Here is a 12,145-nt window from a genome sequence, read left to right as displayed (position 1 = left end):
TGTGACTCAGTTCTATTATTTAACCTCATTACTATAACAAGCAGTACCAGCATAAATTAGTTTATGTTAGTTGCATTTGCCCTATTCCTTTGCTGGTTCATACCGGACTGATATTATCTAGGGCAATTCACTTCCAGGTTAAAATGATTAATAGCTTCAACATAAGTTCTTGGTAAAAACTCAAACATTCCACCAATCCAGCAGCATTCCTTTACCTCTCCCAACTATTCTCCTGGTTTCCCTCATCATCCTACACTACCTGACTGAAACGATGCACTCAAAACTCATTGTTGCTGCTATTTAGTCCCATTAGTTGTCAAAAAAAGATTCACGATGTATTGAGCCTTTCCATGTATGCAATAGGTAGCGGAAAATGTATAACATGTATGAGGCAGGGATATTATATCGGTGCTACGAGCAAACAAATTTATGGAATGAAATAGATAGTAATAATCAGGTAAATCTTGTAATAAGCATCAGAAAAGGTAATTTATGGCAGTATTGGCATTAAAGAGCAATCTGGTATCTGGTATATCGGGTGTGGTCGAGAAAATTAAAACTATTGGTGGAGATAAGGTACGGTTTGTCGTTTTATATGGTTCTGCAGCAAAAGGGGAAATGACAGAATTATCTGATATCGACCTGGCTGTGTTCTATGAGGGTGATAAGAAAGAAAGATTTGATTTCAGGGTGAAGGTTCTTGGCAGGGTCAGCAATGAATTTGATATTCAAACCTTCCAGGATCTACCGCTCTACATCCAGAAAGACATTGTGTCGTCTGGCAATGTTATTTATTATAAGGGCTACAGGGAACTATTCTGCACTTTTCTAAGAACTATCAGGGAATTTGAGCATTTCAAGCCGCGTCTTGATATGTATTATTCAGGTCTGGGGGTGTAATGCATACAACAAAAAGACAGGACGCGCATATTTTCGAAACTTGATGAGATGACAAGGTACGTCGAAGAACTCAAGGAAATGCTACCAGATAAAGAAGAATATTTACAGCACTTAATTAGGAGGCGGGCATGCGAAAAGACGATCGAGGTGGCCATCGAATCATTAATCGATGTATCGGCAATGATAGTCTCTGCTGGAAAATTTGGCCTGCCTGCAAGCGAAGAAGGCATTTTCGATATACTGGTAGGAAAATTGGTCATATCCAGTGAATTTGGTGACAAACTGAAAAACCTTAAGGGATTTAGAAATGTTTTAATTCATCGTTATCCACACCTGGCTGATGATATGGTCTACTATTACTTAACCAATTATCTTGATGATTTTTATGTGTTTAAAAGTACAATTGAATCGTATTTGGAAAAATAAGATCATTAGTTTAGAATGAAGTTTCAGGCTTTTGTTTTTTTGAAATTACATCTCCAAACATTCCACTGCTCTCAAACCACTCCTTTAACTATCTTAATCATCCCAACAATTCTCCCGGTTTTTTTCATCCTCCCCGATGCCCCTGACAGAGCGTAACGAAATCTAAGGTCATTCACTTCATCAATTCAACTTCAATGGTATTTGTGGATCAAAAGCTAACTGGTTGGATCGTGAATAGTAAGCATGAGGCATGACCCCAGACCATATATGGCTAAAATATCCTCATTCCTGAAAATAACCATCTCAGCCATATTGACCTGTTTATATACCAATAAATTGGATTAGAATCCATTTGACTAAGGCAAATTATCGATGACCAAAGGGCTTTGGAATATCTTATGTGGAACAACTGACATATCTGGTCTTCCTGAACTGAATATAGAGCATTCACATTCATGAAGCAGCAAAAACTGAAGATACATCATGAAGTCTTTCCCTGTTTCCCATAAGGACAACAATATCATCTTCCAGGAGTTTATCCTCCCCATCAGGATTGTTCAGCACATCATTTCCCCTCTGGATTGCCAGCACTGTGAAACCCCATTGCTTCCTTAAGTTCAGTTCTGCCAGGGTTTTTCCATCGGCAATTGATCCCCCCATCACCCTGAAAGTCTCGAGCTCAATGTTTGTCAGGTGATGTCCCAGATCATCAAGAGACCTGGGTCGGTGATATATATCCCTGATCATTTCATATCCATCCTTTCGCACCCTTTCAACATTCTTTTGGATCTCTTCCTTTGGGATAAGATACCTTGACAGCACCCTGGAAAATATCTCGATGGAAGTTTCGAATTCTGCCGGTATCACTTCATCTGCACCCAGTTCGTATAGTTCTTCCAGTTCGCTGACATAGCGTATACGGGTAATTATATAGATTCCGGGATTCAGTTTACGTGCATTCTTGACCATCATGCGGGTATGTGCAGCATCACATATGGCAACAACCAGTATCTTTGCTTTTGAGATATTAGTAAGTTTAAGGATATCCTCTTTTGAGGCATCGCCATAGAATATGGGCAGACCTTTCCTTTTTTCAGATATCACAATTTCAGGGTTCATTTCCACCACTACAAAGGGGATTTTTACAGCAGAAAGCACACTTGAAAGATTTCTTCCGTTTATACCGTAGCCAGCGATAACCACATGTTTTTCAATTTTAGACCCTATTGTTTCTTTCCGGATGTGATCAGATTCCTTACCATGACGGGTTATAAAGTCCTCTATCCTTGGCCCCATCTGGATCATGAATGGCGTAGCTATCATGGTCAGTATAGCAGAGGCCAGGAATACCTGGTAAATATCATTATTCAACAGGCCATGCTGGATACCTATCAACGAGAGCACGAAAGAGAACTCACCGATCTGGGCAAGGGAAAGTCCTACAAGGAAGGCGGTATGTATGGGATATTTCAATACAACGGTAGTGATCATTGTCAGCATGAACTTGATCAGGATAATTATGATAACTACATACAGTATAATTGAAAAATTATCCAGTACAAATCCCAGGTCCAGAAGCATGCCTATTGATATAAAGAACAGGCTATTGAACACGTCCCTGAGGGGCAGTATCTCGCTGAGCGCCTGATGGGAGAACTCAGATTCCGAGATGATCAAACCAATTATGAACGCCCCTATGGCAAGGGATAATCCTGCCATAGAGGTCAATGTAGCCGTACCCAGGCAGATCACGATCATACCCAGGAGGAACAGTTCCCTGTTCTGGGTCCTGACAATGTGGTATAATACGGTGGGTACAATGAACCTTCCTGCTACTATTAATAATAAAACGATTGCAAGAGCTTTTAGTATCGAGAATATCATTGCAGATGACGATGTGCCGGCAGTACCTGCAAGCAATGGTACAAGCAGGACCATCAAGATGATGCCCAGGTCCTGGAATATCAGAATACTAATAGTAACTCTTCCGTTCGGACTCTCCATTTCAGCCCTCTCAGACAGTATACGGAGTACAATGGCTGTGCTGCTCATTGATACTAAAAATCCTAGGAATATCGCAATTCCCATGGATTGTCCTGCCGCAAGTGCGATCAAAGTCACAACTACAATGGTCAGGAGCACCTGCATCCCACCCCCCATCACGATAGTTCTCCTGGATCTTATCAATTCTTGTAGTGAAAACTCGATACCTATTGTGAACAGTAATAGTATGACCCCTATCTCAGCAAATAGTTCGATCATTGTCTGGTCTTTTACCAGACCAATTACGGAAGGACCGATTATCACACCTGTGACAAGATATCCTACAATAGGGACGATACGCAGTTTATGAAATAAGAAAACAATGCCTATTGACAGGCTGAAGATCAATACAAAATCGGTTAATATTGCAACAGTTTCTAAAGTCACATCGTACTATTTTGTAATATCTTATATATTTAAATAACTACACCACTTCAGTCAACTAATTTAAAAGTTCTTTTGACGATGCTCCTTTTCCCGTTATAGAGGTTGTCTAACAATTACTGTCCGCAATAATTTTGCTTCTTCTTTTTTATTTCCGGCATATTATCGCCATTCAAGTACATGCTTGATTTTATTCGTAGCGTTGCGTCCACACCATATGTATTTTTAAGCTATTCTGCCAGTTTTGGACTGGCAAATTCTTTATCCGCAACAACAATAATGGATATGCCAGAAAGCCACCACATCTGCTGTAATCCTTCAGTAATTGGTGTCAAGACATATTTCCAGTGATCAAAGGAGCTATTTCCTTTCCAATCTAGAACAATCCAAAATAACGTTATGGCACGCCCCTTGATAACTGACAGCAACCGATAGGATGTTGATGCATTTACAGCGTTTTTTCCAGTCGGTGCGGTCCATTGTCAGCACAATCATAGAAAGTTTCGAGAGATTTGGACGTAATAAATAGATCAACGGTATAACCGTCATAGTAGGCAATATCTTTCTGTTGATAAAAACCGCCGTATCCGTTGTGCACAAGCTGTAACACTTGTACCATTAACAGATAGGGGCTCACTCAATTTCGAAATATGTGCTTCATTTTTTCCAGCAAACAGACAATTAAACTTGAAAGCGACATTCTTAATGGTTTTGATAAATTCAAATTAATTTCTAAGAATAGTTTCAATATGGTTTCCTGTAAGTAACAAACATTCCCCATAAACATTCATCCCATCTATATTTTTTTATGATTTTTTATATCTAAACTATGAAATATATGAAATCGAAGAATTTATTAAGGTAGTGAAGTTTTATAAATGTTAGCTACAGAAGGATATATAAATTGATTTTTGTTGCTGTGAAAATAGCATTTTTATGCTCATGAATGTATTGGATGGGGCATGAAGGTTTATTTCTAAATAGTTGATTTATATCGTCTTAAGATAACGAAATATAAAAAAGTGTAAGCTACTGAGTTGCATACTGTATAAATACTAACTAATGTTTTTGTGTATTTGGTAAAAATAGTCAATACGTACAATATTAAAGTAGCGAGTTAACAATTCCCGTGTCAACCTTCAACTTGCTATAAAAGATTACAGTAACATTGCAGTATCAATTGCAACATTACTGTGATTGGGAGAATTATTCTGAGAGTTTCTTATCTATTGCCTCTTCGAGCTTGTCAATCTTTCTCTCAAGACGTTCTATCTCTTCCTTTGTTTCAGTTTTAGCCTTGCTGAACGTTTCCTTCACTTTTTCGGATATCCTTTTTTCGAGATCCTCTTTCTGTTTCTTCTGTTCGTCAATAAGTTCCTTTACAAATTTCTTGCCTTCTTCCTTGTTAATCTCACCTTTATCAACAAGTTCTTTTGCGATTTCGTTGATCTTTTCTTCAGTGAGTGCCCAGGCACCAATTCCCAAAAGACCCAATTTCCTGATAGTTTCAATCATATACAAAAACTCCTATTTTATGTTAGATGTTTAATTATTAATATTTTTATGCATTTTCGCACGAATGGTTGTGATACCCTATAGCTCTTCATATATTCCAGCCAGTGATCTGGATGTCCTATTAATATCATGATGTTTCACAGCAGATCTACGAGCTTCCCTCCCTAACCTAACTGCAAAATCCTCATCTTCAATTAATGTCTGTATATGCGCGGCAAAATCATTTACACATGTCCCCATCACGCAGTCGCACCCATGGGTCAGCCATTCTTTGAATACAGGCAGATTTTGAAACAATTGGGCGGCTATTGGCTTCTGCTTCAACAATAGCAAGACCCTGAGTCTCATGTATGGAAGGAAAAAAGAATATATCACTGGCAGACAGAACTGCTTTAATATAAGGTGTATTACCTGTATATATCATATTCTTAGGTATACTCTTTATATTTATGTTATCATCCCTGAACGTTCCATGGTCTTTGCAGTTCTTTTCAATGCATGTCTTATTGTCATTATCAAAAATTACCGCATCAATCAGATTATGGCATACCGGGAAAATTGATTTTGTTTCCTTCATTTTTAACATACCAGATATATGCTGTATTCACTGAATATTTATCATGTGTAGTTATAATACATATAGTTTTTGTAATAATAATTAAAACATATCGGTTGTTATTTTAATAATAAAAAGAGTTAAATACTATTCAGGTATTGAAGCATCGCATGAATTTGTCCATAAAAGACATCTACGAAAAAATCGGAATATTCATAGAAAAACGCACTTTGTTAATCCTTCTGGTAGCATTTCTTTTAATATTTGTCTCATTCTACGGTGCCGGAAAAATCAGTACTGAAACCGGTGAAGATACTTTTACCGAAAAATCCTCGAAACTGTATCAAGATTATAATAACCTTTTTAAACAAAATTTCGGTGCAGAGGCAATAATCGTTCTTGTGGAATCAGATGACATTTCTGACCCTGAAGTACTGAAAGCTATGGACAGACTGGGAACATCGATGGAAGGCAAAAAAGATGTCAAAGGTACATTCAGCATCGCCACAATCATAAAAGATTTTGCATCCCAGCAGTACGGTCATTCCGATATACCCGAAGATAAACATACCATCCAACATATTATTTCCCGCACTCCTGAGGAATATCTTGCCCTGTTAATGCCTGATGACCGCCACGCAATTGTCATGATTGAAATGAGAGAGGATGTTACGACTGAGAATACGGAATGGGTGCTGTCAGAGACCAAAACTGCAGTTACATGGGCGAATTTCCCGCCAGGCACATCCACAATCGTTACTGGTGAACCTGCTTTTATGATAGCAATTCAGGAAGAGATGAATAAAAGTATGGGTTTGATGCTTGCCATTTCAGGACTTCTAATGGCAGTTGCACTGCTAATAGCATTCAAACATGTACGCTGGAAACTCCTTCCTTTACCCATAGTCCTGATAGGAATCATATATACCTTCGGAGCTATGGGCTTTACAAATGTACCCATGACAATGGTATCAATGGCAGTATTTCCCATCCTCATCGGTCTTGGTGTGGACTATGCCATCCAGTTTCATAATAGAGCGGAGGAAGAACTGGCACGGGGAGAAACCGCATCCGAGGCCATTATCGAGAGCATAAAACATATGGGACCTGCTGTAGGCACAGCGATAGTTGCAACCAGTCTCGGTTTTGTAGCCCTGTTTACCTCCCCGGTCCCAATGATCCGGGATTTCGGAAAGATGAGCTTAATCGGTGTGATTCTCAGCTACTTCGTGTCTATGTTTATACTGTTGCCTGTGCTATACCTATTGGACAGTAGAGCAGAGAAAAAAGCATTAAAAAAAGCCCGCTGCAATGGTGGTAACAGTAAAAGCACCATTAAAGCTGAAAACATAACAAAAAATGATAGCACCGAAGGCTTCGGCCGATTCCTTGGACATTTTACCGTCACAATGGCGAAAAACCCGTTGATTGTTATTGGAATTGCGAGTCTGTTAACAATAGGGGGACTGTACGCAGATGAGCATGTAGGTATCCAGACCAATATTAAAAACTTCATACCGCAGGACCTTAAGCCTTTGAATGATTTTGACAAATTGAACAATCTAATAGGGGGCATGGATCAACTGAACATCATTATTAGAGCAGATGATGTTACAGACCCTTCCGTCATACATTGGATGGATAGTTTTGGCCGGAGTGAAGTTGAAAAACAAAAAGACATAATAAGTTCGGACAGCCTTGCAACTCCTATTAAGGTAGCATATGGTGCTGTTCCGTCCGATCCTGCTGTTGTGAACAGCATTGTGGACGGTTTGCCCGGTACGATTAAAGACCGATATGTGCTGGGCGGTGATTTAGGAATCTTGAACTTGAAGATTGACCAAAATCTCAAGACCGAACAGATTGCAGCACTGATTGAGAATGTTAAGAGCGATATTGAATGGTATCCTCCACCAATAGGTGTATCAACCACCGTTACCGGTCGGCAGGTTACTATGACCTCTGTCCTGGATGCACTAACCTCAGGTAGGATAGCTATGGGATATCTGGGACTTACGTTGATCTTTTTTGGACTACTTGTTATTTACAGGGACTGGCTGAAGGCATTTGTACCAATCCTGCCGATCCTCATGGTGACAGGATGGTCAGGTGGTGTTATGTATCTTTTGGGAATGGAATATAATCCTCTAACAGCCACCCTTGGGGCACTGGTTCTCGGGATCGGGGCAGAGTTTACTATACTCATGATGGAAAGGTATTTCGAAGAGCGTGAAAACGGGCTTATCCCCATGGAAGCTATGGAAACCGCTTCAGCAAAGATTGGACCAGCAATAATTGCCTCTGGTTCTACGGTGATATTCGGATTTTCAGCCCTTATTGCAACGCCCTTTCCAATCCTAAGCGATTTCGGTGTTGTTACCGTCATCGCTGTTGGATTTTCACTACTGAGCACTCTCATAGTCCTGCCTCCTGTTATGGTGCACCTTGACATCTGGAGGTCAAAAAGGAAGATCCAGAAAAAAAACCCAATAATTTAGAATTTTAAAAAATAAATATAATTATTAATAAAAAGGAAGATGAATAAATGAGATCAAGAAAAGTACTACTCGCAATAATAACTGCTCTGCTGTTGTGCAATACTATATTTAGTGCATCAGCGGTACTGGATGAATACAATGTCGGTGAGATCAGTGATGACTATTACAACGTGTACGGCCAGCCGCATATAACTGCTGTCATATCAGGTGACAACACATTCAAACGGGGAGACGAAGGTACCCTTTTTATTACACTGCTCAATGACGGCGAGACCTATGGCTTTGAAGCAGATAATGACGAACTGGATGATGATATTGCTGATTACGGTCCAGACCTTGTAATGGGTCTTGCGGCAAAGGAACTGAATTTAGACCGCCAGGTCACAACCGCAAAATCCATGACAGGAAAACTGTCATTGGTGAATGCTGGTACACCTCTGGAAATAAAAATAAATACTGTACTGATAGACTCGCTTCAGGAAGGGAAGTCCACAGAAGATCCACTTACCTTCCCGATCCGGATATATGATAATGCCAGGGCAGGTATCTATGAACTTCGACTTGACATTACATATACTTACCAGAAAGATTCTGCAGTCTCAGCTCCCTATGGTGAGACCTATTTCTGGAATGTGGAAGGAAACGAGACTGCAATAATTAATATCGAAATCGAAGAGCAACCATTCTTTGAAGTAACAGAAACTACATCATATCTGACAGCAGGTGAAAGCGGGATGTTGAAAGTAACATATAAGAATGTAGGAGATGTTACAGCTTATGACGCAATTGCAAGAATCAGCACAGTGGATCCGTTCAGTACAACTGACGATCAGGCATACCTTGGAGATATGGCAACGGGTGAGTCAAGGACAGCATTATACAAGATTAACGTGGATGAAACAGCAACATCAAAAAGTTATGCAATAAAGAACGAAATCAAATATGATGATGAACATGGAGATATCCAGTATTCGAAAGCTTTGAAGGCTACAGTTAATGTAAAACCAGCTGTCCCTTTTATGGATAAGGTTAAAGAGAGTCCAACTGTTTTAATATTGATGGTTCTTGGGATTATCGGGACACCAATATACTTGTATATTAAACGAAAAAAAATAACTATTGAATGACATATAGGACGATTAGTGGTTTAAATGAATGATCTAATTGAAACTCTTCGGAAATTGGGTATGACAGATTATGAAGCAAAAGCGTTCGCTGCAATAACGAAAGCCGGCAGCGGGACTGCAACAGACATTCACGTCCTGTCTGGAATACCCAGGTCTGCAGTATATGGTGTACTGACAAAGCTCAATGAGAAGGGGATCATTGAGGTCCAGCACACCAAACCAATGAAATTCAGGGCCGTATCACCTGACAGAGCATTTGAAAAACTTAAAGAAGATTATTACGCTGAAAGCCAGAAAGCCTTTGAGATGTTAGAAAACATCTACAAAACCCATGAAGTAGATTTAAAAGAAGAAATTGTCTGGACCATCAACGGTGTGAAAAACGTTAATGACCGGATGATAAAAATGATTGAAAGCGCAACTTTTGAGATTATTTTTGCAGCTTCATATCCTTCATTTCACAAAATAATGGAAGCCTATCCGGTTCTTGAAAAACTAAAACTGGCGCTACAAAAAAGACTGGAACAAGGTGTCAAGGTAAAAATCACGGGCAGTACACAACATGATGCCGATGCAATTGCAGAAGTTCTCCCAGGGGCAGAAATTCGGACATATTCCGATAAAATAACAATGGCTCCCGTGAAGGGTGGAATATTAGTGGTAGACGATACTGAAGTTTTAATCGCTATCATTAAAGAAGAGATTGGAAACGAAGATCTAACTGCGATCTGGTCAAACGGGAATGAGGTCATCTCTATTTTTAAGCATTTTGTTGATGCCGAATGGAGAGCATGCACAATTCCAGAATAAGTTGTGATTGATACACAGAGAGACAATAGAGAAACTAACAGAATAGAGTTATAGGTTGCATTGTGCCCGAAATATTTGAGCAATACACATCTCATTAAAGTGGAATAAAAAAATGAATAAGTTTGACGTTATAGTTGTAGGTGCGGGGATTAGCGGACTTCTGGCTGCGCTTACACTGTCAAAACATGGTAACAGAGTGTTGGTGCTCGAAAAAACGGGGCATGTAGGTGGAAATTGCAATAGTTACATAGTGGATGATTATCAGGTCGATACCGGTCCCCATGCCATCACGCATCTTGCAGTTGGACCATTAAAGAGGCTGATGGATAACTATTTCAATTACGTGCCAGTGTTTGAGGATTATGGCAATTATTTTATCAGAACAGAAGACAGTTTCCAGAAGGTCCCATCGAATTTGAAGGAATTTATCACATACGACATTCTTCCAAAAAAAGACAGGCTTGTGCTGTCACAGGCAGCCACAAAAGTTCTTACGCTATCAACTTTTGGTACAGACCTCTCTAAACAATCGGTGTATGACTCACTGCCGCGTACCCTGTCAAAGGATACATATGATTTTGTCAACGCAATATCATATTTCCTGTCAGGGAAATCTATGAAGGAGACATCTGTTCACAGGATGCTGACCGGCAGCAGTTTCATACGCGACAGTGTCACACAGGAGCAGTTTGAAAGTATTGTGGGGCCAAAAGAAATGCTGCAACATACTGAATCTATTCTTCAGTCCATATTACACTCCAATTTTCATACATCATTGGGGTTAACATTGTCAGGGATACTGGAATCATCACTTCAGATCAAAAGCACTGTTCCAATCTCGCTTGCATCGATCAGTAGGTTTGTAGCCAATAGTGATACTGCCCAAGCTCAAGGGTATCCGCGTAAAGGGCTCAGATCAATGTTAAATGCTGTTCTCTACTCTCTTCCGGAAACGGTTGAGATTCAGACTCAGTGTGAGGTAAAACGCATCCTCACAAATGAGGGGAAAGTCATAGGTGTAGAAACGGACCAGACTTACTATGCCGATCTCGTGGTCTACACAGGTTTTGCAAAGAACCTGCCTGATATTGTTGAAGATCTGCCAATATCTTATATTAACTATCTTGGCGGAATTGTCCAGACCAAGAGCCTGACTATCTGGTTAGGTCTTGACAGGAAGATGGACGAGTTCAACTATATGGGTTCAGAGGTATGGTTCAAGGACACCCCATACTGGGCAATGCCGATAAGTAATTTTGACCCATCTCTTGCACCAAAGGGAAAACAGCTCGTAGGGTTCGGATTTGTGATGGATGATGACAGATCTGAAGATTCAGTTATAAAGAATGCGTATGATACTGTTTACCGTGCCCTGCCATCCATAGAAAGACATGTTGAAATGCAGCATGAACAGATCACAATTCCTGAAAAAGCGGCTGTCACCATTAATGGAAAAATCGCAGATATAAGGACTCCGATCAAAAACTTGTATCTGGCTGGCACGGATACGGATAGCCGGAGTATGGGCATAACCCGCGCTGCGTATTCGATCATAGAGATGCTGGGTGCGTTGAACGAAGACGGGAACCTGCACTAAGGCAGGTTTTATCTTTTAAGTATCATAGTCATCAAGCAGTCTGCTGCATGTTCGGATTTATTAGCTATGTCCACCATGGCTTTTACGAGTTCGGTAAGGTGCTGATTTTGATTAAAAACAGTGGTTTTCATATAATTTTTATGATGAAATTTAAACTGTTGAATGGTTTTTCCTGACAAAATTGGATAGTTATGGGCAAAAGATGCTTCATTATCTTCAAAAAATACTATCATCTGTCTAACTTGGAATCTAATATCTCGGGTGGGTTTTGAGGGGACAATTTTCATTA

11 protein-coding genes are annotated in these 12,145 nt (G+C 39.8%); 6 read left to right on the top strand and 5 right to left on the bottom strand.

Going from position 1 to position 12,145, the window contains the following annotated elements:
* The first annotated feature begins 492 nt into the window (after positions 1-492).
* Together HF974_05125 and HF974_05120 are read left to right on the top strand one after the other, a co-directional pair.
* Positions 493-900: a nucleotidyltransferase domain-containing protein gene (locus HF974_05125; GenBank protein ID MBC2697723.1), complete on the top strand. Its 408-nt coding sequence runs from the start codon at positions 493-495 to the stop codon at positions 898-900.
* 48 nt (positions 901-948) lie between these two features.
* A complete protein-coding gene (locus HF974_05120; GenBank protein ID MBC2697722.1) occupies positions 949-1,326 on the top strand; it encodes a DUF86 domain-containing protein in 378 nt (125 codons plus the stop codon).
* Positions 1,327-1,779: 453 nt separating this feature from the next.
* On the opposite strand, the gene HF974_05115 is transcribed toward HF974_05120, so the two are convergent.
* From HF974_05115 to HF974_05100, 4 genes are all read right to left on the bottom strand, one after another.
* The gene (locus HF974_05115) at positions 1,780-3,756 is read right to left on the bottom strand and encodes a potassium transporter KefB (GenBank protein ID MBC2697721.1); all 1,977 of its coding nucleotides are present in this window, start codon (positions 3,754-3,756) and stop codon (positions 1,780-1,782) included.
* 445 nt (positions 3,757-4,201) lie between these two features.
* Entirely contained in the window at positions 4,202-4,372 is a 171-nt protein-coding gene (locus tag HF974_05110) for a hypothetical protein (GenBank protein ID MBC2697720.1), read from the bottom strand.
* Between the two features lie 587 nt (positions 4,373-4,959).
* Complete coding sequence (locus HF974_05105; protein MBC2697719.1) at positions 4,960-5,268, bottom strand: hypothetical protein; 309 nt, start codon at positions 5,266-5,268, stop codon at positions 4,960-4,962.
* A gap of 220 nt (positions 5,269-5,488) precedes the next feature.
* A complete protein-coding gene (locus HF974_05100; GenBank protein MBC2697718.1) occupies positions 5,489-5,854 on the bottom strand; it encodes a glycosyltransferase in 366 nt (121 codons plus the stop codon).
* A 140-nt stretch (positions 5,855-5,994) separates the two neighbouring features.
* Between HF974_05100 and HF974_05095 the strand changes: the two genes are divergently transcribed.
* From HF974_05095 to HF974_05080, 4 genes are all read left to right on the top strand, one after another.
* Positions 5,995-8,322 carry an RND family transporter gene (locus tag HF974_05095; protein ID MBC2697717.1) on the top strand — a complete coding sequence of 776 codons (2,328 nt, stop codon included), beginning with the start codon at positions 5,995-5,997 and terminating at the stop codon, positions 8,320-8,322.
* Between the two features lie 47 nt (positions 8,323-8,369).
* A complete protein-coding gene (locus HF974_05090; GenBank protein ID MBC2697716.1) occupies positions 8,370-9,449 on the top strand; it encodes a hypothetical protein in 1,080 nt (359 codons plus the stop codon).
* Positions 9,450-9,473: 24 nt separating this feature from the next.
* A complete protein-coding gene (locus HF974_05085; protein ID MBC2697715.1) occupies positions 9,474-10,259 on the top strand; it encodes a TrmB family transcriptional regulator in 786 nt (261 codons plus the stop codon).
* A gap of 112 nt (positions 10,260-10,371) precedes the next feature.
* Positions 10,372-11,856, top strand: a complete 1,485-nt coding sequence (locus HF974_05080; GenBank protein MBC2697714.1) for an NAD(P)/FAD-dependent oxidoreductase — start codon at positions 10,372-10,374, stop codon at positions 11,854-11,856.
* Between the two features lie 8 nt (positions 11,857-11,864).
* Here HF974_05080 and HF974_05075 read toward each other — a convergent pair whose 3' ends face one another.
* Positions 11,865-12,143, bottom strand: coding sequence for a hypothetical protein (locus HF974_05075; protein MBC2697713.1), 279 nt, complete (start codon positions 12,141-12,143; stop codon positions 11,865-11,867).
* Positions 12,144-12,145: the final 2 nt, after the last annotated feature.

It is taken from the genome of ANME-2 cluster archaeon (assembly GCA_014237145.1).
Taxonomy (GTDB): Archaea; Halobacteriota; Methanosarcinia; order Methanosarcinales; family Methanocomedenaceae; genus Methanocomedens_A.
This window is presented reverse-complemented; position numbering and strand designations above follow the sequence as displayed.